The following is a 24,262-nucleotide window of genomic DNA, read 5'->3' as shown; positions in this document are numbered from 1 at the left end:
TGCGCGTGCATGGCCCCCCGATCGCTTGTGTCACAAGTCAGTTTTGTGCCGACGGTGCCTGCGCCTCGAGCAGGGCGGTACCGAGCGTTTGGTGATAGTGCCCGGGGCCAAGCAGCCGCAGGATACCGGTCCTTTCCAGCTTGCCAAGCACCTTGCCGTTGGCTTCGCACAGTTTCACCACGATCTGGCGTTCATGCAGTTGCTGGATCACTTCCTCCAGGGTCTGCAGCCCGGTGATATCCATGAAGGGCACCCGCTTCAGGCAAATCACCAGCAGTTCAGGGTCGGTATGCGTTTGTGACAGCGCGCGTTCGAAGGTTTCAGCGGCGCCGAAGAACAGCGGGCCCTCGATGGTGTACACCATCACGCCGGGGGGTAGCGATGCCTGGCCGTTGCTGTGCAGTTCATTGGCCAGTTCCTCTTCGACCACCTGCTGGACTTCGACGGACGATGCCATGCGGCGCATGAACTGAAGCATGGCGAGGATGACGCCGATATTCACGGCGATCACCAGGTCGCTGAACACCGTCAAGGTGAAGGTGACGAGCAGGATGGCGATGTCGGCTCTCGGTGCGCGTTGCAGCATGCGCTTGAAATGCTTCAGCTCGCTCATGTTGTAGGCGACGACGAACAGAATCGCCGCCAGTGCGCAGAGTGGAATGTTCGACGCCAGTGGCGCCAGGAACAGGATGATCAGTACCAGTGTCAGCGCATGGATGATGCCGGCCAGTGGCCCGGTAGCACCATTGCGGATGTTGGTCGCTGTCCGGGCAATGGCACCTGTGGCGGCAAAGCCCCCGAACAGCGGCACTACCAGGTTGGCGACCCCTTGGCCGATCAGTTCCTGGTTCGAGTCGTGCCTGGTGCCTGCCATGCCGTCGGCGACGACAGCCGAGAGCAGCGATTCAATGGCCCCCAGCATGGCGATCGCAAACGCTGGCCCGATCAGTTCGATCACCCGCGCCAGGGAGACCTCGGGCCAGGTGAGTGACGGCAAACCTTGTGGGATCGCCCCGAAGGCGGTGCCGATGGTAGCCACGCCGTCGAAATGGAACAGGGATTGGGCCAGCGTCGCGAACACCATGGCTACCAGTGGCCCGGGCAGGCGTTTCAGTACGGGCAACCTTGGCGTCAGGATCAGCAAAGCAAGGCTGCACGTTGCAAGCAACGTCGTGGCAATGTGGAGGTCCGGCAGGGCTTGCAACAGATGCCACAGTTTTTCGTGGAAGTGCCCGCCTTCGATTTCGGGCAGGCCGAAGAAATCACGCCATTGCCCCACCCAGATGATGATGCCGATGCCGGCGGTGAAACCGACGATCACCGGGTCGGGAATGAACTTGATGACTGCGCCCAGGCGGGTAATGCCAAGCACCAGCAGTATGGCGCCAGCCATCATCGTGGCCAGTTGAAGGCCGTCCACTCCGTACTTCGCCGTCACCCCAGCGAGGATCACGATGAAGGCCCCGGTCGGTCCGGCGATCTGCAATCGACAGCCGCCCAGCAAGGAAACCAGCAGCCCGCCTATGATTGCGGTGTAGATGCCTTGCTCCGGCTTGACCCCGGAAGCGATGGCGAAGGCCATGGCGAGGGGCAGCGCAACTACCCCGACGATGAGGCCGGATACAAGGTTGCGCATCCAGTGTTCACGCTTGAACAGGCCGGCTTTCCAGGCTTCGCGTACCGCAATCATTGCAGGCTCCTTGATAAGGTGCATGCACATAGTATTTAGCATGCCCTGCACAAGGGGCGCCCCAATGGCATGCCTGGTTCGTTGTTCGCAAGATGGGACACAGTGTCCCGGAATCCAACCTGTCGTCAGTTAATCTGCTTATATATCTTACGGTTGCTCGACTCGCGCACTTGAACGGTAATGTGAGTGTGCTCGCGGATGCGCAGAGACGCCTCCAGCTCATGAATCAACCCGGCCCGGAAAGCCATGCGCCCATGCGCGGCTCCCTGGCCGTGTCCCGAGGTGCCGGATGGCTCCACTGATTTCCTATTTCAAGATGGCCTTGAACCCTGGCCGTGGGGTGCTGTTCTTCGCGCTGCGTACCATCGTTGCAGGCCTGTTGTGCCTCTACCTGGCGTTCATCTTCGACCTGGAACAACCGAAGTGGGCGCTGATGAGCGTGATCATCATCAGCCTGCCGTTGGCCGGCATGACCCTCAAGCGCAGTTTCGCCCAGGTACTGGGCACCGCAGCGGGGGCGGCCATGGCGGTGGTGATCATGGCCTTGTTCCCCCAGGCGCCAATGCCTTTCATCGTCTGCCTGGCCCTGTGGCTGGCGTTCTGCACGGCGGGCGGCACGCTGCTGCGCTATACCGATTCGCATGCCTTCGTCCTCAGCGGGTTTACCGCCGTGGTGGTCGCGATGCTGGCCGTGCCGGAACCGGACGGCATCCTCCTGCTGGCCATCACCCGGTTGACCGAAACCCTGCTGGCGGTGGCCTGCGTGGCCGTGGTCAGTTTGTTGAGCGCGCGCCCACAGGCAGTGGCGCAGGGCTACTTCAGCAAGGTCGATAGCCTGGTCAAGCTGATCGCCCGGCACGCCGCCGAGGTGGTGCGCAGCGAAGAGGACGAAGCCGCGCTGCACCAGCGGCAGGCGCAATTGATCAGCGAGATCAGTGCGCTGGAAGGCCTGCGCCGCCATCTCTATTTCGATGCGCCGCACCTGCGCAACGCCGATGGGCTGGTGCAGCTGCTGGCCAACCAACTGGTGTTGCTGGTGTCGCGTCTGCTGGTATTGCGCCAACAGCGCGAGTTGATCAAGCAGCACTGGCAAGGGCCGTTGCCAGAAGAAATCCAGCTGTTGCGCCAGGACGAGCTGGACAACCTGGAGGCACTGGCCCGTGACGGCGTGAAGTTGTCGGCGCAGCGCCGCGAAGCGATCCACCACCTGTACCAGCGCTTCGACGCCGCCGCTGACCGGGTCGAGTTTCTCGACGAGCCCTTGCCCCCGCGCATGCGCTCGCTGGCCTGGGCCCTGCGCTGGGAGCAGGCGCGCCTGCTGCAGCAGTTGAACGAACTGATCGAGCTCAACGAGGCGATCCAGCAGGGCAGGGTCGCCAGTTGCCCCCATGCCCAAGGGCAGGCCAGCGCGCTGCATCTGGACTTCCGCCTGGCCGGCATGAACGCCGTGCGGGCCTTTCTGGCGCTGTTTCTCGCCGGTTGGTTGTGGATCGAAACGGCCTGGGACGGCGCGCGTTCCGGGGTGATCCTGATCGGGGTCATGTGCTCGCTGATGGCGACGCTGCCGCGGCCATTGCTGGCCAGCCAGAACTACAACCGTGGCCTGCTGGTCGCGCTGCTGTTGTCCGCCGTGTATCAGTTTGCCCTGCTGCCGATGTTCACCGATTTCGAAATGCTTGCCGTGTGCCTGGTGCCGTTGCTGTACCTGGCGGCCGTCGGCCTGGCCAGCCCCATGACCGCGGGCATCGGCATGGGCATCGGGTTGATCAGCCTGTTGATGATCGGGCCGCAGAATGTCGGCGCCTACCACAACAGTGCCATGCAGTGGTTCGAGTTTGCCGGTGGCTATGCGGCGGCTGGGGGGCTGGCGATGGTGGTGTTCGCCCTGGTGTTCCCGTTCAACCCGCAAAAGCGCATGGCCCGGCTGTTCCGCCAGACCCGCGAGGATGTGCATGAGTACGTGACGGCACCTGCCAGCGTGGCGCGTCAGTTCGATTTCGAGAGCCGCATGCTGGACCGCCTGTCGGCGATGATCGGCCTGTTGCCCGCCGCCACTGATGCGCGCTCCCGGGAGCTGTTCGATTGCAGCCTGGTGTGCCCGGCGCTGGCCATTGCGCTGGGCCAGGCGCATGCCCAGTGCGTCAACCTCACGGTGCTGCCTGAAGGCACGAGGGCGCGTTTGCGCCTAGGGTTGCAGGAGATGGCGGATCTGATCGGTGCACGCCGGCGGGTGGATGTGGACGGGCTGTTGCGCGAGCTTGCCGAGCTTGCCGAAACCCTCGATGCGCTGCACCAGGCACACGCCGAGACGGGCCGCGAGACGCTGCGGCAGTTGTTCATCCTGCGGGTCGCGCTATCGGTTGCCGGCCAGCTGCTGCAGCGCTATCGACCGGTGCTGGCAGCGCAGACGTTGCCTGAGGAGGAGGGCGCCTATGCCCGTTGATTTCGAGTTTGGCGGGGTCTACCTGCCGCCGATTGCCCAGGCGTTGTTGCTGGGGTTGCCGTTGTTCCTGGTGCTGGACGCCCTGTTGCGGCGCAGTGGCGTGCTGGCGCGTGTGTGGCACCCGGCGCTGTTGCAGGGCGCCTTGTATGCCGCGATCTGCGCGGCGCTGGTGTTGTCGATGGGAGCGAGTGCCTGAATATGCCTGTGTTGAAACCTGTTCTTGCCAAAGCCGTGACCCTGGCGGTGCTGGCGCTTGCGGTGGTGCTGGGCTGGTTTGCCTGGGACTACTACACCCGTGCGCCCTGGACCCGTGATGCCCGTGTGCGGGCCGATGTGGTGACCCTGTCGGCCGAGGTGGCAGGGCGCATCATCGAGCTGCCGGTGCAGGACAACCAGTTCGTCAGGCAGGGCGACCTGCTGCTGCAGATCGACCCGGCGCGCTACGAGCTGGCCGTGCTGCATGCCGTGCGAGCTGTCGAAGTCGCGCGTGCGGCGCTGGGCCAGTCGCAGGCCGCCATCGTCGCCAACGAGGCGCAGCTCAAGCAGCGGCGCAGCGAAGAGCAACGCCGACGCAAGCTGCAATCGATGTCGGCAATCTCTGCCGAAGAGTGGGAAAAGGCCGGCACCGATGTGGCGGTGGCCCAGGCCGACCTGCTGCGCGAACAGTCCAACCTCGGCCTGGCACAGGCCAACGTGCAACTCGCCGAGGCCACGCTGCAGCAGGCCCGGCTCGACCTCGAACGCACCCGGGTCAGCGCCCCGGTCAGCGGTTACGTGACCAACCTGCTGACCCGCCAGGGCGACTATGCCCAGCCGGGCATGCCGCTGCTGGCGCTGGTCGACAGTTCGTCGTTCCACGTCAGTGGCTATTTCGAGGAAACCAAGTTGCCGAAAATCAAGGTGGGCAGCCGTGCGCGCATCGCCCTGATGAGTGGCGAGGTGCTGGAGGGCACGGTAGAGAGCATCGCCTATGCCATTACCGACCGCGAGAACCAGCCGGGCAACCGCCTGCTGGCCAACGTCAACCCAAGCTACACCTGGGTCAAGCTTGCCCAGCGGATCCCGGTACGGCTGCGCCTGGAGCGCAGTGCCGATGCGCCACCCTTGCGTGCGGGGACCACTGCCACCGTGACCATTCTCGAATAGCTGGGGGTGGGCGATGAGCATGATGTTCGATTTGAATGAGCTGTACCTGTATACCAAGGTGGTCGAGTGTGGCGGTTTCGCATCGGCCGGGCGCGCGCTCGGCCTGCCCAAGTCGCGGCTGAGCCGGCGAGTCGCCAATCTGGAGGACCGCCTGGGGGTGCGCCTGATCCAGCGCTCCACCCGGCAGTTCGCGGTCACCGAAGTGGGGCTGGAGTACTACCATCATTGTATGTCGATGGTCGATCGGGCATTTGCTGCCGAGGACGCGATCCAGCGCAGCCGCGCCGTGCCCAGCGGCATTGTCCGGTTGGCCTGCAGCACCTCGCTGCTGGATGCACGCCTGGCGCCGATGCTTGGGCAGTTCATGGTGCAATGCCCGGCGGTGGAGTTGCTGGTGAAGAGCTACAACCGGCGGGTCGATGTGATCGGCGAGGGCTTCGACCTGGTCCTGAGCGTGCGCCATCAACCGTTGGAAAGCAGCGAGCTGGTGATGCGCAAACTGGCGCAGAGCCGCCAGTGCCTGGTGGCTTCGCCCGGCTTGCTGGCGCAGTACGACCGCCCTCTGCAGCCTGCCGACCTGTTTGAACTGCCCAGCCTTGGCTGGGGGGCGAATGTTCAGGAGTATGTCTGGGACCTGGACGGCCCCGAAGGCGGGGTGGCGTCCATTCGCTTCCGCCCACGGTTGGTCTCCGACGATATCGCGGTGCTGTACCAGGGCGCACTCGCGGGCGTGGGCGTGGTGCTGCTGCCAGCGGATATGGTGAAGGATGACCTGGCCGCCGGGCGTTTGCTGAACGTGCTGGAGAGCTGGGTACCCAGGATGGGCGAGGTAATCGCCCTGTTTCCTTCGCGGCGAGGGCTGACGCCAGCGGTGCGGGAGTTGATCGACTTTCTTGCGGTGGCGTTCGAGCGGTCGGCGTAGCGCCTTTGACCGGGCGCAGCGTTCACCAGGCAGAACGCTGCGGCGCATTTCATCGCCTACCGTCAGTTACGTCGGGCATCTATCATTCAAGCTTTGCAGCCTGTGCAGCAGGGTGGCCGCAGGCAATCGTCAATGAGGAGTTTCAATGTCAGAGCGAGCAATCCGCGCTTCGTTTGCAGGCGTGGCGTACCAGGTGAACGTGACAGATGGCCAGCACCAGTGGGCCAGCGATGTTGATGCGGCGGCAGGCGGCGGGGATGTCGGGCCGTCACCCCATGGGCTGTTGCTGTCATCCCTCGGCGCCTGCACTTCCATCACGGTTGCCATGTACGCACAGCGCAAGGAAATGCCGCTGCAAGCCATCGATGTGGATATCCGCATCGAGCAGGAACAACTGGGGCGCGAACCTCGGATCCAGATCGCTCGTGACATTCGCTTGAGCGGGCCGCTGAGCGAAGAACAACGCACGCGCTTGCTGGAAGTTGCCAATGCCTGCCCCATTCACAAGGTGTTGAGCGGCGAAATCATCATCGCCAGCAAGCTGGTTGGATGAGGCCAGGCGCAGCGTTGCGCCTGCCGGCTGCCGGCTGCCGGTAGAGGAGCAGCACATGAGTACACACGAGACCCACAGTGAGCTGTCGCTGTCCAGGGATTGCCCGATCAGCGACGGCGTGCGGGCGATCCAGCGGATCACCTCGCGCAGTGCCGAAGTTGGCGGTGGCATCCCTGTCAGCCGGCTGTTGCCGTCGCGCCAGCGGCGGATGATTGGCGCCTGGTGCTTCCTGGACCACGCCGGCCCGGCGATCTTCGCGTCGGAAAATGGCTTGCGTGTCGGGCCGCACCCGCACATCGGCCTGCAAACCTTTACCTGGATGCTCGAGGGCGAAGTGCTGCACCGCGACAGCCTGGGTAACACCCAGGTGATTCGCCCGGGCGAGGTCAACCTGATGACCGCGGGCTACGGAATCACCCATAGCGAGGAGTCGCTCCCGGGGCAGGACCGGCTGCATGCCGTGCAGCTGTGGATTGCCCTGCCCGAGGCCGCGCGTGAGCGCCCGCCGGCTTTCACCCACCACGCCGGCTTGCCGCGCTGGCAGGCGGGTGGCTTGTGCCTGACGCTGCTGGCCGGGGCATATGGGGCCTACAAGGCACCCACCTGCATCTTCTCGCCGTTGCTGGGGCTGGACCTGGCTGCCGATGTAGCGGTGGACGCCAGGCTTGAGCTCGATACCCGCTTCGAATACGGCGTGCTGCCGCTGACCGGCGAATGGCGCATCAACGGTGAGGACTACAGCGCCAATGAGCTGGCCTACCTGGGCCGTGGCCTGGATGTGCTCGATCTGCAGGCTGCGGCCGGCGCACGTGCCATCTTGCTGGGCGGCGTGCCATTCGAGGAAGAGATCTTCCTGTGGTGGAACTTCGTCGGCCACAGCAAGGCCGAGATCGTCCAGGCCCAGCGCGAGTGGGAGCAGGGCAGTGCCAGGTTCGGCGAGGTGGTTGGCTTTGACGGGCCGCGCCTGACTGCGCCAACCATCCCTTGGCGGGCATGAGGTGCACGACGATGGCGACCCTCGACGCGAATCGGCGCCTGCTGCTTTGCCCGTTGGGGCTCGGCCTGGTGCTTGCGGCGCCTGCCCAGGCCGACAACGCCCTGGGCCAGAAGGACAACATCTTCACCGGTGTCAATGACCGGCAGGCCGTGGAACTGGGCATCCCGCCCGGGCTGGTCGAAGGCGCGCGCCTGGATGCGCTGGTGAGGAACTACTATTTCCAGCGCGATAACCACTCTGACCTGGTACCCCGCGACCCGACCGAATGGGCCCAGGGTTTTCTGTTTTCGTTCCGCTCGGGCTTCACCGATACGCCTGTCGGGTTGGGCGTGGATGCGCACGCCTTCCTCGGCATCAAGCTCGATGGCGGCGGTGGAAGTGGCGGCGCTGGCTTGCTCCCGCTGGACTCATCGCTCAAGCCGGGTGACACGTTTTCCAGTGCCGGCGCGGCGCTCAAGCTGAGGTACCTCGACACCTTGGTGAAGGCCGGCGACCAATTGGTCGAGAACCCGGTGGTGGCGAGCGGCACAAGCCGCCTGTTCCCGCAGACGTATCGTGGCGTCACCCTGAAGAACCATGGCATCGACGACCTGTGGCTGGATGCCGGGTTCGTGGAATCTACCCGGCTGCGCAACCAGAGTGGCCACTCCCACCTGGTCACCGCCTATGGCGCGCGCAACAGCGCGGGTGTGGCGGCGGACCGCGAGAGCCCTCATATCGGCTGGCTTGGCGCGGTGTATGGCCGGCCGCAAGGGCTGCAGCTGACCGTTTATGGCGGCCAGCTGGAAGACATCTGGAATCAGTATTACCTGGGGGTTTCGCAGGTGTTTCGGGTCAATGATGCGCTACTGCTCAAACCCTACCTGCACTATTTCAAGACCCGGGACCAAGGGCGCAGCCAGCTGGGTGACATCGATAACGACACCTACAGCGCCGGCATCTCCGCGACAGCCTATGGCCAGACCCTGACCCTGGGCTTGCAGAAGGTCGACGGCCGAACGCCGTTCGACTACATCACGCAGAACGACCGTGTCTTCCTTTACCTGAGCAACTCCCAGCAATTTGCCGATTTCAACGGCCCCGGTGAAAAGTCCTGGCGCCTGCAGTACGAAACCAGCCTGGCGCCGCTGGGGGCACCTTCGCTGCAGTTCATCGCGGCCTACACCCGGGGCGAGGCCGACCTCACCCGTGTCGACCCAGCAAGCGTCGGTTATGGCTATATCTACAACCCGGACGGCAAGCACGCCAAGCACTGGGAACGCGACCTTGCCCTCAAGTACCAGGTGCCAGCCGGCCCGGCGAAGGACCTGTCGCTGACCCTGCGCTGGGCAACGCACCGCGAGGGTGATGGCTATACCGCGCCCGGCAATACCCGCGGCAACTCCAGTGCCGATGAATACCGCTTGATCGTCGATTACCCGATCAGCCTGTTCTGATCGCGTGATGTGCGTCGGCCACGACGCACAGGTCCGCTGAAGGGATGATGCTTGGTCATGCAAGCCCGCTCTCATGAAACTGCACATATCTCATTGAATTAGCAGGGGCCCTGTGGGAGCGGCTTTAGCCGCGAACACCGGCGTAGCCGGTGCCATGCACTGCGTTGGATTCTTCGCGGCTAAAGCCGCTCCCACAGGGTGACGCGGATTGCTTGCGAATTCAGTTCTCTACGCGACAGCGCAGCCGTACTTGTGGGAGCGGGCGTGCCCGCGAAGGTCCGCAAGGCGGCCCCGGCCTGACATCGGCCAGGCGCCGGCATAGCGCCGGTCATTCCCAGATATGTTCGGCCAGAAAGTCGATCAGGCTGCGCACTGAGGGCAACAGGCCGCGGCGGGAAGGGAACACCGCATGGACGATGCCGCAGCGCGGTTCCCATTGCGGGTTGAGCTCCACCAAGCGGCCGTTTTCCAGGTCCTGGTCAACCACCATGAACGGCAATTGCACGATGCCTACACCGTCAAGCGCCGCCTGCCGCAGTGCGCTCATGTCATCGGTGATGTAGCGCGGCGTGTGGCGGATTTCGGCATGCGCGCCGTCGGGCCCTTCAAGTTGCCAGATGTGGTCCCTGGGTGGCCCCCAATCCAGGCTCGGCTGCTCACCCAGGTGCTCTGGTTCGACGGGCAGCTGCAGCGCCAGCCGCTCCACCAGCGAGGGGCTCGCGACCAGCCGCTGCGGGCTCCTGGCCAGTGTGCGCATGACCAGGTCGCTGTCCTCCAGCGGCGGGAAGCGCACCCGCAGCGCCAGGTCGAGGCCTTCGCCCAATACATCCACACGGCGGTTGGTGGGTTCCAGGTGCACCTTCACTTTCGGGTTTTCGGCCATGAATCGACTGACCAGCCCGCCGACCCGGTAATGCAGCAGGGTTGTCGGGCAGCTCATGCGCACGGTGCCCTGGGGCTCGGCGCGGGTGCGTTCGACCACCCATCGGGCCGCTTCCGCTTCCACCAGCATGGCCCTGCAATGCTGGAAGAACTCCTGGCCCGTCTCGGTCACCGAAAAGTGTCGGGTGGAACGCTGGAGCAGGCGTACGCCCAGGCGTTCCTCCAGCTGCAGGACGCGCCGGCTGAGTGTTGATTTCGGAATGTTCAGTGCCCGCCCGGCCGGCGCGAAACCGCCGTGCTCGACGACTTGGGCGAAGTAATACAGGTCGTTCAGGTCTTCCATGTTCGATCGTTCACCAGATGGAACTCTGTGACCAATCTATCAGCTCTAGCGCATGCAGCGTGAGAGCACTAACGTTTCCAGATTGGCGTTGAAACATGAATGCCCACAGGAGACCTGGATGAGGCCTTATAGAAAGTCCGCTGCACTGTTGTCGCTCGCGACGGCACTGGGCAGCGCAGAAGTCGTGGCCGATGCTGTCAGCCTGCCGCCGTTGCCGCTGGGCAACACCAGCTTCCTGGATGGGGTCGTACGGCCAGGCATGCTGTTCGAACTGCCGATCCAGCACTATCGGTCACCGCGCCCACCGGGGATTACGACCGTGATGCCAGCATCAACGTCGGCAGCAACCTGTGGGTGGTCAGTCCGCATTACGCCTTTACCTGGGAGCTGACCGACCGGCTCGAGGTCAGTGGGCGCCTTCATTACGCCTGGTCGAGCCGCAACGAAGACCCGGCCAGGCGGTTGCAGGCCGACGACATCCAGCCCGGCGAGGCGGTGCACAGCAACTTCTCGGTGTCTTACGCAATCTCCGATGCCTGGCGGGTGGGCCTTGCCGGTTATCACCTGGAGCAGGTATCGGCCGACCGGATCGACGGCCACCGGCAGTCAGCGTCCAAGGAGCGCGTGCTGGCCCTGGGGCCTGGCGTGATGTACAGCAGAGGCAAGCAGGCGTTCTACGCCAACTTCTATGTCGAGCAAGGTGCAAGGAACCGATCCGAGGGCAATCAGCTGACGTTGCGCTACCTGTTGCCCTTCTAGATCGGCACTGGTACGCCCGAATGAAAACCTGTGGGAGCGGGCAAGCCCGCGAAGGGCCGCAAAGCGGCCCCAATTGCCTAAACGACCGGCATCAGGCTACAGCCCGACTGCGCCAGCAACGGTAGGCGATACGCGCAGCTTGCAGAACCGCGCCTGGCGCAAGGCTTGCGCTGTACCTGTAGGAGCGGCTTCAGCCGCGAACACCGGCCAAGCCGGTGCCAGACACCGCGGTTGCGCAATGCCTCACTGCACCTCGCACGCTTCCTGCGAAGGCACACCGTAGGACACGTAGTACGCCAACCCCACGAAGATCGCCCCACCCACCGCATTTCCCAGGAACACGGCCACCAGATTCTCCACCAACTGCCCCCAGCTCAGGTAGCCGGCAAAGATCGCTGCCGGAATCAGGAACATGTTGGCTACCACGTGCTGGAAACCGATGGCGACGAACGCCATGATCGGGAACCAGATGCCGAGAATCTTGCCGCTCATTTCACGGCTGGCATACGACAGCCACACTGCCAGGCACACCAGCCAGTTGCAGCCGATTCCGGACACGAAGGCGTGGAGGAAGTCGGCATTGGTCTTGCTGGTCGCAGCCGCCAACATCTTGTTCAGGTAGGCCCCTTCGGTCAGGCCCAGCAGGTGACCAAAGCACCCGGCAACGAACAGTGCACCCAACAGGTTGGCGAGGGTCACCAGCAGCCAGTTGCGCGCCACGGCGCCTGGGCCGATACGCCGGGCGAACATCGCCAAGGGCAGGCTCATCATGTTGCCGGTGAGCAGTTCGCCACCGGCCAGGATCACCAGGATCAGGCCGATGGGAAATACCGCGGCGCCCAGCAGTGTGCCGAACGAGGCCCACTGTACCGGGATCATGGTGCTGACGTGGATAGCCAGGAGAAACCCCAGCGAAATGAATGCACCTGCGAGAAACCCCAGGACCAGTGTCGCATGGGTGGATAGTTGGGCTTTTTTGACGCCGCTCTCGATGACGAGCTCGGTGATACGGGTGGGGCTATTGACGGACATTTTGCAAACTCGAACACAGTGACGGCGACGCAACTGGCAGGCACGCCGTGGTGGGGCTTGATCAGTACGGGGTAGGCTGCGCAGCTGGCGCAAAGGTGTAACGCGCACCTTTGGGCCAGCGGCGAAGAGGGCGGCAAGCTACATGAGGCAATTTGACGCGGTCAAATCGATGGAATGGATGAGCTGATAGACCGCGTCGATGAGGCCCGCAGGTCAGCGCGCGTAGATCAGCTTCCCGGCAAACCAGGTCTGCAGCACTTGGGTATCGCGCAGCGTTTCGGCATCGACGTCGAGCACGTCGCGGTCGACCACGATCATGTCGGCTTGCTTGCCGACCTTGAGCGAACCGATCTGCTGCTCCAGGCGCATGGTGCGGGCGGCGTTGAGTGTATAGGCCTGGAACATCACCTGGCGGTCGATGGCTTCAGCAGCGTTGAGCACACCTTTGGGCCCCTTGCGGCTGATGGCCTGGTAGATCGCCTGCCAAGGGTCCGGTGTGGTGATCGGCCAGTCGCTGGCGCCGGCAAGGGTGGCGCCATGCTTGAGCAGCGAACGGGCCGGGAAGGTGTGCATGAAGGCCATGGCGTTCACATACGGCTTGACCAGCTCCATGTTCGATTGGTCGGCGCTGGCCCAGTACAGTTGCATTGCTGCAATCACGTCGAGCTGCTTGAAACGGGCGTATTCCGTGGGGTTGACCATCTGCAAGTGGGTGATGGAATGGGGGATGCCGCTGTGGCGATCACGCCGTGCCTGCTCGATGCCATTGAGCGCCTCGCGCACGGCGCGGTCGCCGATGGCATGCACGTGCACCAGCCAGCCACGGGCGTCGGCGGCACTGACCAGCTCGCCAAAGTGCTTCGGGTCCAGCAGCAGTTCGCCGTGCTTGCCGGAGTTGCTGTAGGGCTCGAGCATCGCCGCCGTTTGCGCTGGCGCTTCGGCAACGCCGTCGGCAAACACCTTGATGCCCGGCAGGGTGAGGTTGTGCACGCCGAGAAATTGCCGGCGTACCTTGTCCAGTTCGTCCAGGTCGGCGGGGCGGGCCCTGGAATCGGCCATCAGCAGGGCGGCGACGTGGGCGGTCAGCTCGCCGCGCGCGGAGAGGTCCTTGTACACCGGCAGCACGCCCAGCGAATGGTTGTTCACATCGGCCCCCGGCAGCTCGTTGGCCAGTGGGTCCATCCAGCCGGTGATGCCCAGCTGCTTGTAATGGTCAAGGGCCATGCGCCCTGCGCTCAGCAGGGTGGCATGGGGCAGCGCGGGCAGCAGGTCGGTCACCGGGTAGTAGCTGGCATCGGCGAGGAAACCGTTTGGTGTTCCGTCCGGGTGTTGGCCGATGGTGTTGCGTGCCTCGGCAGGCAGGGCAGCGATGGTGTCGGCATCGATTGCGGCGCGCTTGAGCATGGCCTGGTTGGCCCAGCCGGTGTGCATGTCGTTGGCGGCGAACAGGATCGGTTGCTCGGCCCATTCGCCGTGGTTGAAGCGCTGTTCCAGCGCCGGAATGTCATTCCAGTAGGCGCCCGCTACACCACCGACGACAAGGAACTCGCCGCGCACGGCCTTGCCGTCGCTGCGCCACTGGCGCAGGCGCCGTTCCAGTTCGTCCAGGGCAACCTGTTCGCCAGCGAGGTCGGCCAGCACCAGTTGCAGGCCACCCTTGATGGCATGCGAGTGGGCGTCGAGCATGCCCGGCATCAGCACCTTGCCGCCCAGGTCGATGACCCGGGTGCCTTTGGCCTTCAGGCGTAGCACGGCCTGGTCGGAACCTACCGCGACGATTTTTTCGCCTTCGACGGCCACGGCCTGCTGCAAGGGCTGGCCGGGCTCGGCGGTGTAGACCTTGGCGTTGTGCAGGATCAGGTCCACTGCCGCGAAACCCGGCATGCAGGTGCAGGCCAGGCCGGCGCTGATTGCCATCTTCAGGAGCTGCTTCATGCTGTGCCTCGTTGTTGTCGTGATGGCGCCGCAGCCTAGCCAGGGGGGCCAGGGCGGATAAAGGCGAGGGCAGGCACAACTTTTTTCGTGATGAGGAAAGAATCCCGAGCCCGTATTTGCCAGGCTGCAAGCAGCGGACCTTGCCGTGCCTATTCAAATCGCCGGCATTTGCGGGTTTGATAGGAGGGGCAGATACTCGCCACCCTCGCATCACTCCCACCGTTTGTGCCGAACAGGAAGAAACCATGGACAAGATGATGGCCCTGACCATCTTCGTCGCTGCCGCCGAACACGGCAGCTTCAGCCGTGCGGCCGAGCAGCTGGGCAAGACGCCGTCTGCCATCACCAAGGCTGTTGCGCACCTGGAGAGCGAACTGGGCGTGCGCCTGTTCGAACGCACCACCCGGCGCATGGCGCTGACCGAGGCCGGTACCTTGTACCTGGAAGGCGCGCGCCAGGCGTTGATGCACCTGCAACGGGTGACCGAGGAAGTGGAGCAGTTGCAGCACGCGCTGCGCGGTACCCTGCGCATTACCGCGCCACCGTCGTTCGGCCCCGCGTTTCTCAACCAGGTGTGTTGCCGCTTCATGCGCGAGCACCCGCAGGTGCGCCTGGAGGTCAACCTCAACGATGCCAACGAAGACCTGATCGATGGCGGCTACGACCTGTCGCTGCGCGACGGCCCCACCGACCAGCCGGAGCTGATCGCCCAGCCGCTGATCGAGAACCGCGTGATCCTTTGCGCCAGCCCTGCCTACCTGGCCCGACACGGCGAGGCGATCACTCTGGAGAACTATGCCCAACACGACTGGCTGCTGTTGCGCCACCCGCTGCTCAACCGCAGCTTCTGGTGGATCGAACACGGCGGCCAGACGCTGCGTGTGCGTCAGCCCACCCCTCGACTGGTGAGCGATAACTTCGACTTCCTGCTGGCCTGCCTGCTCGATGGGCAGGGCTTGCAGTTCGTACCCACCTGGTGTGCCGCCCCCTACTTGACCAACGGGCAGCTGGTGGAGGTGATGCCCGGCTACTGGCGGGCGCTGAGCGCGTTCGGCCCCTGGGTGCACGTGCTTTACCTGCCGCACCGGCGCAATACCCGCAAGGTGCAGGCGTTCATTGCCTTGCTGCATGAGCACCTGCACGGGCAGGGCGCGCAGGCGCTGGCACGGGGCTGAGTTTTTCCATCGGGGCACAAAAGTTGTGCGGGTTGTGGCGATGATCGATTGGGGGACGCCTCGTTAGGCTAGCGGTGCTTGCCTGACCACCGCGGCCTGTACCAGGAGTTCCCCGCCTTGAAGATCCACACCCATGTCAGCGACATCCGCAACCCCCTCGAGCGTGGCCACCAGATAGGTGCGCGCTTCGCCGAGCAGATCCGTACCACCACTGCACTGTACCTGGGCTTTTTCCCGCGGGTTGGCGTGCCCTTGAGTGAGGCGCAGCGCATCGGCGAAAACAGCTTGGCAGCCCTGAAAGCCTGGAGCCCGGGCCTGGCCGCTGAAGTGACCGGCATGGCCAGCGGTGCCGAGCTGCCGCTGTGGCAGCTGGCGAGCCTGAACGCCCGCACTGAAGTACTGGCGGCCCGAACCCGCCACAGCGAATGCTCCACCACCGTGCATGCACCCCGTGGCGCACGTGCGCCGCAGACCCTGCAGACCTGGGATTGGCATGACAGCCTGTGCCCCCATGGCCTGATGCTGGCGCTGCACACCGAGCGCGGCATGAACGTCAAGCTGTTCTGCGAGTTCGGCATGCTCGCCAAGCTTGGTGTGAACAGCGCGGGCCTCGGCCTGCACTTCAATATCCTCCACCACACCAGTGACAACGACAGTGGTGGTGTGCCGGTGCACGCCATCGCCCGGCGTCTGCTGGAGGAGGCCAGCAGTGTCGAGGAGGCCATCGAGCTTGCTCGTTCGGCGCGGGTCAGTGCCTCCACCGTGCTGACAGTGTTCTCCCGCCAGGACCGCAGCCCGCGCGCGGCCAGCATCGAATTGAGCCCCGCGCGCACCGCCTTGGTCCTGCCACGGGAAGACGGCTGGCTGCTGCATACCAATCACTTCCTCGACCCACAGCTGAGCCTGGGCGAGCAGGTCGCCGACCGTGCCGATACCCAATGCCGTCTGGGCCACCTCGAGCAGGTGGTCGGCCAGATGGCCAGCGCTGACCTGCGTGCCCGGGCCGAGGCCATGTGCGGCGCCGAGGGCGACAGGGCGCCGATCTGCTTCCACCCGGACATGGCCATGCCCGATACCGAACGCTGGGAAACCTTGCTCAGCGTCGGCATCGACACCGAACGCTGTGCCCTGCAGTACGTGGCCGGCACGCCTGTGCAACTGGCCAAGGCCGGCTTCGACACTTTCTGAGCCAACCCGGTGCCGCCAGCTCAAGGCGGCGCCGCTGAACGAGAACAACAACAATGCATGCGCAACATTCCCACCCTGCGTCATCCCGTTCCGCCTTGCGAACCTTCTGCGTCTCCGGACTGGGGACGGCGCTGGAATTCTATGACTTCATCATCTACGGCACCGCCGCCGCACTGGTGTTTCCCCAGGTGTTCTTCCCGCAGATGGACCACCTGACAGCCACGTTGGTGGCCTTCAGCGCTTTCGGTGCGGGCTTTCTTGCCCGACCGTTGGGTGGCCTGGTGTTCGGCCACTTCGGTGACCGCATCGGCCGGCAGAAGGTACTGGTTGCCACCTTGCTGCTGATGGGCATGAGCACCTTCCTCATCGGCTGCCTGCCCGGCCATGCCAGCGTCGGCGTGGCCGCGCCGATCCTGCTGGTGCTGCTGCGCCTGGTCCAGGGCTTTGCGGCTGGCGGGGAGTGGGGTGGTGCCGCGCTGTTCGGCATCGAGTCTGCGCCACCGGGGCGGCGCGGGCTGTGGGGTAGCTTCACAAGCATGGGGATTGGCGTGGGTGGCATCCTCGGGGCTGGGGTGTTCGCCATCGTCAGCGCGGCCTTTGACGATAACCTGGTCGATTTCGCCTGGCGCATCCCGTTCTGGCTGGGCGGTACCTTGGTGCTGATCGGCCTGTACGCGCGCCTGAAGGCACCGGCGGCGGCCACCACGCCTGTGACCAAACCTGTACATGCACCGTTGGCCGCGGCCCTGCGCCAACGTCCGCGGCAGCTGTTGCTGTGCACCGGGATCGCCTTCGGTTATTGCACCATCGCCTACATCGGCAGCACCTTCTTCCTGACTTACGCCACGCAGGTGGGCTTCGGCAGTACCGAGGCGTTGATGTTCGACCTGGCGATGTCGGTCGCCATCGTGCTGTCGGCACCGTTGTTCGGCTACCTGTCGGACCGTTTGGGGCGGCGCACGGTGATGTGCTTTGGCGCAGTGGCAATGGCCGTGGGGCTGTTCGTGTTCTTTTCCCTGGTGGGCATGAAGAGCTTCGCCTTCGCCTTGTGCGCCTACAGCCTGACCGGCCTGCTGATGGGCGCGACCCAAGGGCCTATCCCGGCCTTCCTCGGCGAGCAGTTCCCGCGCAGCATGCGCTACTCGGGTATCTCGGCCAGCTACCAGATTGGCGCCGCGCTGGGCGGCGGCACCGCATCGAGCATCGCCACGGCCATCCTGATCCTCACCAACCATGACCCGTTGGGCGTGGCGCTGTATGGCGCGGGGGCACTGGCACTGGTCGCGGTGTGCTCGCTCATGCTGCGCGAGACATCGCGATTGAGCATGGCGCAGATCGATGAGGAGGTGCCGGGGCGCGTGGCGTCTGCGGCATTGGGCAGTCATTGAGGGTATTTGCGCTGCCTGCCATCACCCAGGACAAATTTGAGGGTGTTGGCAGGCTGAAGGCGACAGACGGGCTGCTGGCCGCGCGAGACGATCGGAATGGGTCTGGTCTTGGCCTGACTGATGGCACTTCAGCCACGGCCACCTGCAAAACGAGATCTGCGAAACTGCGGAATAGAGCATTCAAAGTCACTTGCGAAGTTTGGATCCAGTTGCCGATAAAACTTTCCACTCGGTCAAATTACAACAACTTAGCAAACTAACTAACTTGATTTAGTGTACCGCCTGTCGGTCGTTTTGCTTGAGAAATGAACGATTTGGGCGACGCTGACTCCTATTTGCCAGCAGGTGCCTTCAATGTGATTGCACCTCGCGCCTTTCCCCCAGAACTTATGGACGTTCAACCTCATCGGCATCGCAGGGATGCTCATGGGGCTTTTTTTTTCCTGAATAGTGGAGCAATGCCATGCCCAACCGAGGCTCTTCGGGTGAGCCACCGTGTGTATTGAATAATGATCTGCTTTTTCATTTAACGATTCGAATTTGGCTTTGCCGCTGCGATTAAATCGTTCGCACGCCTATTGCAAGGTCATCTAGCGCTAACGCATTACGTGGAGAAAACGTCGTGGAGATTAATACAATTATTAGCCTGTTCGGGCAGAAAGAATCCATGGAGCTGGTGCGGTTGTCGGTGATTTACGTTCATTTACTGGCCTGTTGCATTGCCATCGGCCTGGTATTCGCCAGTGACGCCGAGATGGTCAGGAACTTGTTGAAAGGTCATAAAGAGGCCGGGCATGACAGTAAGCATATGACGAGCTTGCAGAAGTCCGTGGCCAATGCCCTGATATTCTTGTGGCTCACGGGCGCCGCAGTGATTGGAATTGACTACCTTGATAAAGGTATGAACTATTTTGCCAATCCGAAACTTCAAGCGAAGGTCATTATTGTCATGTTGCTGACCTTCAATGGCATGCTGTTGCATCGTTATGTATTGCCTGCCCTGCTCAAAGCGGGCAACTTGCTGGACCTTAATTTTGGCGTGCGGATGTTCGCACTGTTCTCCGGCGCACTGTCGGGTGTGTCCTGGTTGTATGCGGCGATGCTGGGCGTTGGCCGGCCACTGGCCTGGAAATACTCGCTGACCGAGTTGCTGCTGGCTTATCCGGTACTGATCCTGCTTGGCTTTGCCATGATGGCTGCCCTGACCCAGTGGGCACGCAAACGCAGCCAGGCCGAACCGGTTCCGGCGCCTGTCTGGCGACTGGCTGGCATTCCTACCTGATTGCCTGAGTAACGCTTCAATTACGCCGCGAACCGGGAAACCTGGTTCGCGGCGAGCTCGTTTCATGCGCAGCCTCTGGGCGGTTCGGCTGGCGGTTGGTAAAGGCCCGAAGTGATGTGTCGCCTGATCCGGCCTCTTCGCGGGCGCGCCCGCTCCCACAAGGTCCCGCGCAGTTCTGTGGGATATCGCCCGGTCCTTTGGGCTGCGCTGTCGCGTAGAGAACTGAATCCGCAAGCAGTACGCGTACCCTGTGGGAGCGGCTTTAGCCGCGAAGAATCCAACGCGGTGCATGGCACCGGCTGCGCCGGTGTTCGCGGCTAAAGCCGCTCCCACAGAGTCCCCGTTGATTCAATGAGTTATGTGCTGTTCTCCCCATCCGCTGACGGGTCAGGCGCGAACCAATAGAAATATCGCCGGTAGCAGTTGCCCATCGTCAGGCGGCAGGCCGCCTGCATTGGTTTTTTGCGCTCGTTGCAGCGTGGTGGCGATGGTGATTTCCGTTCGCGACTCGATACTCCGCGCCACACCTCCCACCGAGCCTTCGCCGAAGCCCAGCAGCGAGCAGCCGTTGTTGATGAGCACGAAGAAAACGATCACCCAGAATGGGCCGCAGTTCATGGTGCAAGCCCCAGGGCGTCGATGGCTGCGCACGAAACGATGGAAACGCTATCGCCAAGGTCCGCTGCATCAGCGCCTTGTCTCATTGAGTTGAAAATGGGGGAAGCCATGTACCCGCTCCAGATGTTGCTTGTGGAGCTAATGGTGACGGCGCGGTGATTCAATGAAAAACGATGCTCAGTGATCCAGGATATCGATCCGCTTGATCATTGAACGCAGCGATCAGCGTTGGATTTGAACGTCGCTGCATGGTTGAGGCTCTTAATGCAAAGGACACCGTGAGGGCTCCCTTATGAGCATTGAACGCAGCATCCCTGAGCTCGAGGCCTGGTACGCCCAGTACGACGACATCAGTTACCGCCGTGAGTCGCCGGATGCCTACCACCATGAACTGCTGCGCACCGCCGAGGCGCTGCGTGACGATGGCGCCATCGATTGGGACGACTGGCTGGCACTCAAGGCATTGGCCGATGACGCCCATGTAAATGCTCTGGAAGATGCCGTGCAGGCCCACGTCAGCGACCCAAACGCATGAAAGCGCTGAAGATTGCCACGTTCAACATCAACGGCATTCGTAGCCGGCTGCCGGCACTGCTGGCTTGGCTGGAGCGGGAAAAGCTCGACATCGCCTGCCTGCAGGAACTCAAGGCGGCGGATCAGCAGTTTCCTCGCCAGGCGCTCGAAGCGGCGGGTTATGGTTGCCTCTACCAAGGGCAGCCTTCGTGGAATGGCGTGGCCATTCTGGCGCGGGGCAGCGAACCGCTGGAAGTACGTCGTGGCCTGCCTGGCATGGAGGACGACAACCAGAGCCGCTACCTCGAGGCAGCCGTGCAGGGAGTGCTGGTGGCATGCCTGTATCTGCCGAACGGCAACCCGCAACCGGGGCCGAAATTCGATTACAAGCTCCGCTGGTTCGAAAGCCTGATCGCCCATGTGAAAGGGCTGCATGACAGTGGTCATCCCGCGGTGCTGGCGGGTGATTTCAATGTGGTGCCTACCGACATGGATATCTACAACACGCGCTCCTGGATGAAGGATGCGCTGCTGCAGCCCGAGTCACGTGCGTGCTACCAGAAACTGCTCCAGCAAGGCTGGGTCGATGCCATTCGTCATCTGTATCCGGACGAACGCATCTATACCTTTTGGGATTATTTCCGCAACCACTGGGCCCGCAACGCCGGGTTGCGTATCGACCACCTGCTGCTCAACCCCGAACTCGCGCCTTACCTGAAGCGGGCTGGTGTCGATGCCTGGGTGCGTAACGAACCCAAGGCCAGCGACCATGCACCAGTCTGGATCGAGCTGAGCACGCGTCGTCGGCCGTAGGGCAGTTCGAGCGAACCTTCAACTACCGGAACTACCGCTGGAGCCCGAACCACCGGAGCCTCCGGTCCCGTTGCCGCGTTCCGATCCATTGCGGTCACTACCCGATCGGTCGGTAGTGCCATCGCCACCGGTATTGTCAGTATCATTGCTATCGGTGCCGCCAGAGCCCGTCCCCATGGCATCCGCAGGCGTGCCGGAGCCGGTCGCTCCGCCTTGGCCGTTCATGTGCCCACTGTCATGCGGCTGCGTGCCAGGAGCACGCTGATCGTTCAGGTCGGTGGCCGCCAGCACCACAGGTGCGCTGACCCCCAGGTACAGCGCGAGCAGTAACGAATGAGGCTTCATGATCTTCATGGCGATACTCCGTTGCGGGTTGGTCACCTTCTGTTCGGCCTGCATTACCCACGGCCGTGCCGTGAAAGCGACGGAATGCTTCGAGCGCTGACATGCACGGGGGCGGGTTACCCCACGTGAATACTTTGAGGCCCGCGCTTCGATTCCTCTGGCAAGGCCGTGACCTTGATCGCGCGTACCGGTACGGCGAATTTTGCACCCACCTTCGAGAAGCGCTCGAGCAGGTGGAAATTGATCGCTTGCTGGATGTCCATGTACAGGTTGTAGCCGGGGTCCTTGACGATATACACGCACTCGAATTCCAGCGCCTCCTTGCCGAAGCCGCGCAGGTGGGCACGGTCGAAGCGCACCTGCTGCTGGGCCCTGATCGCTTCCTCGACAATGGCGGGTGCTTTCTTCACGGCCTCGGTTGGCGTGTCGTAGGACAGGCCGAACTCGAACACGATCCGTCGTTCCTGCAGGCGCTTGTAGTTCTGGATGGTGCTGCTGATCATGCTGGCGTTGGCCATGACGATCTGCTCGCCGCCCAGGCTGCGGATGCGCGTGGTCTTCAGCCCCACGTGCTCCACCGTGCCGGCCAGCGGGCCAATGACGATGAAGTCGCCAACCTCGAACGGCTTGTCGACGGCGATGGATAGCGAGGCGAACAGGTCGCCGAGGATGTTCTGCACGGCCAGTGCAACGGCGATACCGCCTACCCCCAGGCTGGCGACGAAGGCGGTGATGTTCACGCCCAGGTTGGACAGCATTGCCAGCAGCACCACTGACCACAACAGCACCCGCGCGCCCCATGCCGACAGCGTGGCCAGCGCGCTGCCCTGGTTCAAGCCGTCGGTGCGATGCCGGGCGAAGTAGCGACTCAGGCCCAGGCCGATGGCGCGGTTGGCCCACAGCCCGATCTGCAATGCCGCGACCACGAACCACAGGCTACCGACCCGGGTCAGCCAGCGCTCGGGCAGGTCGAGCATGCTCAGGCCCACCAGCAGCGAGGCGAGGAACAGCAGAAAATTGCTGGTCCCGGCGAGCACTTTGGCCAGCACCTGGCTGAGCGCGCCGTCATGCTCGGACCAGCGCCTGACCCGATGCAGCATGAAACTGATGGCCGCCCGCGCCACGAGGAATGTCAGCAGCGCTACCGTCAGTGCCAGCAACAAATTGAGAACGGAAACTCCGAACAGTGTGGTATCGGTGAACAAGGCGATGATGCGATCACTCATGAGACACTTGCCTCCTTGCGCAGGATTGGGTGACTGGGGGAGCGGCATTGCCGGCGAAGCAGGCAACGCCACTCGTTAGGTGAGCCTCAGCCGTCGGACTGCTCCTCCGGCGGCACCTGGCCTTCGGGCCAGTCGGGCGCTTCCTGCTCCTGTTCCTGTTCAGGCACAGGCTCGCCTGGGTTGTGGGGTACTTCGTCCACGTACGGGTCGGGTGTGTTGGGTTCGATCATGGTCTGGCTCCTCGCCGTTGGGCTTTCAGGCATGGAACCGGGCTTTCAACCCGACTCCACGGCAGTGTTTTTCTTCCAGCCTCGCAGGTTCATGGCGCACAGGCAGCCTTGGAGGAGGATCAGCGCCCAGGCTTGCGCCTGCCACCCCCAGGCGGCCCACAGCACGTTGCTGGCAATGAAGCAGCAGAAACCCAGCTTGCGCCGGCCTGGGCGCCGTGAGCCGATGCACCAGGCGGCAAGTACCGTCAGGACCATGGCGGGCCATTCAAGAAAGTCGATCCAGGCCTCCATCACGCGGCACGCTGTTCGCCCTTGAGCAGTTTCTTCTGCGCTTCCATGGCCTGGCCGAGCTCATCCAGTTCCTGCTTGCCCAGCAGCTTGCGGGCGGTCGGGAACAGCTCGCTTTCTTCCTCCTCGATATGGTGTTCCAACAGTTCCTTCATCACCTTGACCCGCCCGGCGAACTCGACGGTACCGGTCTCGGTTTGCAGCAGGTCCGGCAACACCAGCGAGTCGACGGTGCGGTGCTCTTCCTTGGCTTCGTAATACATCTTCGCTTCTTCCTTGCCGCCGGCCTGCTTGATGGCCGGGTACAGGAGCTCTTCTTCCAGGGCGGTGTGGATGCTTACTTCCTGCTTGATGCGTTCGAGCAACTCGGCGCGCTTCTTCACTGCGCGCTCAGTGGTGGAGGACAGTTCCTCCAGCAGCTTCTTCACCAGCTCATGGTCCTGGATCAACAAATCGATAGCGTTCATGCAACACCTCTTAGGGGCTGGAAAAATCACGATTGCCTTCGATGGAGTAGGGCCCGCGCGCCAAGGTTCAAAGCGGATGATCAACGTACTGGTTTCGCGAAGGCTGCACCCGCAAGGAACCACGCAGGTTGCACCGGCCCGGCAGGGTCACTCCTGCGGGATGATCGAGATCTTGCCGTTGCGCTCGACGATGGCGAACTTGATCTGCCCGACGCTTTCGATGCCCTGGCTGTCCCGCGCCGATTCGAGAATGTCGTCTTCGGTCAGCCGCGCCCGCCGCATTCGGTGGTGGAGAAAGCGCCCATGGTCCACGACCAGTGTCGCGTGGCCGTCGACCAGCCGGGCCAGGCGCCTGGAGTTGAGCTTGGCCAGCGAAAGGCCGACATCCAGGACGATCAGCGTGGCGATCACCAGCATGGCGTTGGTGAACGAGAAGTCCTCGCCGAGCAATGCCTGCTGGGTTGCTTCGCCGATGATCAGCAGCAGGACGAAGTCGAAGGTGGTCAAGTCTGCCAGCGAGCGCCTGCCAGCCACGCGAAACAGCAGCATCAGCGCGATGTACATGCCTGTCGCACGGAGAATGGAGTCCAT

24 protein-coding genes and 1 pseudogene are annotated in these 24,262 nt (G+C 63.3%); 14 read left to right on the top strand and 11 right to left on the bottom strand.

Going from position 1 to position 24,262, the window contains the following annotated elements; all coding sequences use genetic code 11:
* Positions 1 to 37 precede the first annotated feature (37 nt).
* On the bottom strand, positions 38 to 1,690 hold the full coding sequence (locus tag ABX298_RS25865; protein ID WP_367393859.1) for a SulP family inorganic anion transporter: 1,653 nt from the start codon (positions 1,688 to 1,690) through the stop codon (positions 38 to 40).
* A 289-nt stretch (positions 1,691 to 1,979) separates the two neighbouring features.
* Here ABX298_RS25865 and ABX298_RS25860 point away from each other — a divergent pair, with 289 nt between their 5' ends.
* The 7 genes from ABX298_RS25860 to ABX298_RS25830 all read left to right on the top strand — a co-directional run bounded on the left by ABX298_RS25860 (position 1,980) and on the right by ABX298_RS25830 (position 9,187).
* On the top strand, positions 1,980 to 4,133 hold the full coding sequence (locus tag ABX298_RS25860) for an FUSC family protein (protein WP_367393858.1): 2,154 nt from the start codon (positions 1,980 to 1,982) through the stop codon (positions 4,131 to 4,133).
* On the top strand, positions 4,123 to 4,329 hold the full coding sequence (locus ABX298_RS25855) for a DUF1656 domain-containing protein (RefSeq protein ID WP_025339545.1): 207 nt from the start codon (positions 4,123 to 4,125) through the stop codon (positions 4,327 to 4,329). The genes ABX298_RS25860 and ABX298_RS25855 overlap by 11 nt, the downstream gene beginning before the upstream one ends.
* Before the next feature lie 11 nt (positions 4,330 to 4,340).
* Positions 4,341 to 5,279: an HlyD family secretion protein gene (locus ABX298_RS25850; protein WP_025339544.1), complete on the top strand. Its 939-nt coding sequence runs from the start codon at positions 4,341 to 4,343 to the stop codon at positions 5,277 to 5,279.
* A 22-nt stretch (positions 5,280 to 5,301) separates the two neighbouring features.
* Positions 5,302 to 6,201, top strand: coding sequence for a LysR substrate-binding domain-containing protein (locus tag ABX298_RS25845; RefSeq protein ID WP_025339543.1), 900 nt, complete (start codon positions 5,302 to 5,304; stop codon positions 6,199 to 6,201).
* 145 nt (positions 6,202 to 6,346) lie between these two features.
* Entirely contained in the window at positions 6,347 to 6,754 is a 408-nt protein-coding gene (locus ABX298_RS25840) for an OsmC family protein (protein WP_025339542.1), read from the top strand.
* A gap of 55 nt (positions 6,755 to 6,809) precedes the next feature.
* The gene (locus tag ABX298_RS25835; RefSeq protein ID WP_075045519.1) at positions 6,810 to 7,751 is read left to right on the top strand and encodes a pirin family protein; all 942 of its coding nucleotides are present in this window, start codon (positions 6,810 to 6,812) and stop codon (positions 7,749 to 7,751) included.
* A gap of 11 nt (positions 7,752 to 7,762) precedes the next feature.
* On the top strand, positions 7,763 to 9,187 hold the full coding sequence (locus ABX298_RS25830) for an OprD family outer membrane porin (RefSeq protein ID WP_137164249.1): 1,425 nt from the start codon (positions 7,763 to 7,765) through the stop codon (positions 9,185 to 9,187).
* Positions 9,188 to 9,515: 328 nt separating this feature from the next.
* Here the strand turns inward: ABX298_RS25830 and ABX298_RS25825 are convergent, their stop codons facing one another.
* Positions 9,516 to 10,412, bottom strand: coding sequence for a LysR family transcriptional regulator (locus ABX298_RS25825; protein WP_046613870.1), 897 nt, complete (start codon positions 10,410 to 10,412; stop codon positions 9,516 to 9,518).
* 118 nt (positions 10,413 to 10,530) lie between these two features.
* On the opposite strand from ABX298_RS25825, the pseudogene ABX298_RS25820 reads away from it, so the two are divergent.
* Positions 10,531 to 11,171 (top strand): annotated as a pseudogene (locus ABX298_RS25820) (transporter).
* A 243-nt stretch (positions 11,172 to 11,414) separates the two neighbouring features.
* Here the strand turns inward: ABX298_RS25820 and ABX298_RS25815 are convergent.
* Positions 11,415 to 12,203 carry a formate/nitrite transporter family protein gene (locus ABX298_RS25815; protein WP_367393857.1) on the bottom strand — a complete coding sequence of 263 codons (789 nt, stop codon included), beginning with the start codon at positions 12,201 to 12,203 and terminating at the stop codon, positions 11,415 to 11,417.
* 213 nt (positions 12,204 to 12,416) lie between these two features.
* Positions 12,417 to 14,138, bottom strand: coding sequence for an amidohydrolase (locus ABX298_RS25810; RefSeq protein ID WP_075045515.1), 1,722 nt, complete (start codon positions 14,136 to 14,138; stop codon positions 12,417 to 12,419).
* Positions 14,139 to 14,383: 245 nt separating this feature from the next.
* Here ABX298_RS25810 and ABX298_RS25805 point away from each other — a divergent pair, with 245 nt between their 5' ends.
* The 4 genes from ABX298_RS25805 to ABX298_RS25790 all read left to right on the top strand — a co-directional run bounded on the left by ABX298_RS25805 (position 14,384) and on the right by ABX298_RS25790 (position 19,171).
* Entirely contained in the window at positions 14,384 to 15,313 is a 930-nt protein-coding gene (locus ABX298_RS25805) for a LysR family transcriptional regulator (RefSeq protein ID WP_075045514.1), read from the top strand.
* A 117-nt stretch (positions 15,314 to 15,430) separates the two neighbouring features.
* Positions 15,431 to 16,501 (top strand): C45 family autoproteolytic acyltransferase/hydolase, encoded by a 1,071-nt coding sequence (locus ABX298_RS25800; RefSeq protein WP_367394490.1) that lies wholly within the window; start codon positions 15,431 to 15,433, stop codon positions 16,499 to 16,501.
* 53 nt (positions 16,502 to 16,554) lie between these two features.
* Entirely contained in the window at positions 16,555 to 17,889 is a 1,335-nt protein-coding gene (locus ABX298_RS25795) for an MFS transporter (RefSeq protein WP_075045512.1), read from the top strand.
* A 667-nt stretch (positions 17,890 to 18,556) separates the two neighbouring features.
* Complete coding sequence (locus ABX298_RS25790; protein ID WP_038409376.1) at positions 18,557 to 19,171, top strand: hypothetical protein; 615 nt, start codon at positions 18,557 to 18,559, stop codon at positions 19,169 to 19,171.
* A gap of 387 nt (positions 19,172 to 19,558) precedes the next feature.
* On the opposite strand, the gene ABX298_RS25785 is transcribed toward ABX298_RS25790, so the two are convergent.
* On the bottom strand, positions 19,559 to 19,789 hold the full coding sequence (locus tag ABX298_RS25785; protein WP_003257675.1) for a hypothetical protein: 231 nt from the start codon (positions 19,787 to 19,789) through the stop codon (positions 19,559 to 19,561).
* A 292-nt stretch (positions 19,790 to 20,081) separates the two neighbouring features.
* Between ABX298_RS25785 and ABX298_RS25780 the strand changes: the two genes are divergently transcribed.
* Positions 20,082 to 20,324 (top strand): hypothetical protein, encoded by a 243-nt coding sequence (locus ABX298_RS25780; protein WP_317409737.1) that lies wholly within the window; start codon positions 20,082 to 20,084, stop codon positions 20,322 to 20,324.
* A complete protein-coding gene (gene xth / locus ABX298_RS25775; RefSeq protein WP_367393856.1) occupies positions 20,321 to 21,115 on the top strand; it encodes an exodeoxyribonuclease III in 795 nt (264 codons plus the stop codon). The genes ABX298_RS25780 and xth overlap by 4 nt, the downstream gene beginning before the upstream one ends.
* Positions 21,116 to 21,133: 18 nt before the next feature.
* On the opposite strand, the gene ABX298_RS25770 is transcribed toward xth, so the two are convergent.
* The 6 genes from ABX298_RS25770 to ABX298_RS25745 all read right to left on the bottom strand — a co-directional run bounded on the left by ABX298_RS25770 (position 21,134) and on the right by ABX298_RS25745 (position 24,262).
* Positions 21,134 to 21,469 carry a hypothetical protein gene (locus tag ABX298_RS25770; protein ID WP_367393855.1) on the bottom strand — a complete coding sequence of 112 codons (336 nt, stop codon included), beginning with the start codon at positions 21,467 to 21,469 and terminating at the stop codon, positions 21,134 to 21,136.
* A gap of 107 nt (positions 21,470 to 21,576) precedes the next feature.
* Positions 21,577 to 22,686: a mechanosensitive ion channel family protein gene (locus tag ABX298_RS25765; protein WP_075045507.1), complete on the bottom strand. Its 1,110-nt coding sequence runs from the start codon at positions 22,684 to 22,686 to the stop codon at positions 21,577 to 21,579.
* Positions 22,687 to 22,772: 86 nt separating this feature from the next.
* Positions 22,773 to 22,916 carry a hypothetical protein gene (locus tag ABX298_RS25760; protein ID WP_158091154.1) on the bottom strand — a complete coding sequence of 48 codons (144 nt, stop codon included), beginning with the start codon at positions 22,914 to 22,916 and terminating at the stop codon, positions 22,773 to 22,775.
* Between the two features lie 45 nt (positions 22,917 to 22,961).
* On the bottom strand, positions 22,962 to 23,207 hold the full coding sequence (locus tag ABX298_RS25755; RefSeq protein ID WP_025339513.1) for a hypothetical protein: 246 nt from the start codon (positions 23,205 to 23,207) through the stop codon (positions 22,962 to 22,964).
* Positions 23,207 to 23,671 (bottom strand): hemerythrin domain-containing protein, encoded by a 465-nt coding sequence (locus ABX298_RS25750; RefSeq protein WP_025339512.1) that lies wholly within the window; start codon positions 23,669 to 23,671, stop codon positions 23,207 to 23,209. Before ABX298_RS25750 ends, ABX298_RS25755 begins: the two co-directional genes overlap by 1 nt.
* A 147-nt stretch (positions 23,672 to 23,818) precedes the next feature.
* Complete coding sequence (locus ABX298_RS25745) at positions 23,819 to 24,262, bottom strand: DUF421 domain-containing protein (protein WP_025339511.1); 444 nt, start codon at positions 24,260 to 24,262, stop codon at positions 23,819 to 23,821.

The sequence above is a fragment of the Pseudomonas sp. X4 genome (assembly GCF_040784925.1).
GTDB lineage: Bacteria > Pseudomonadota > Gammaproteobacteria > Pseudomonadales > Pseudomonadaceae > Aquipseudomonas > Aquipseudomonas putida_Z.
This window is presented reverse-complemented; position numbering and strand designations above follow the sequence as displayed.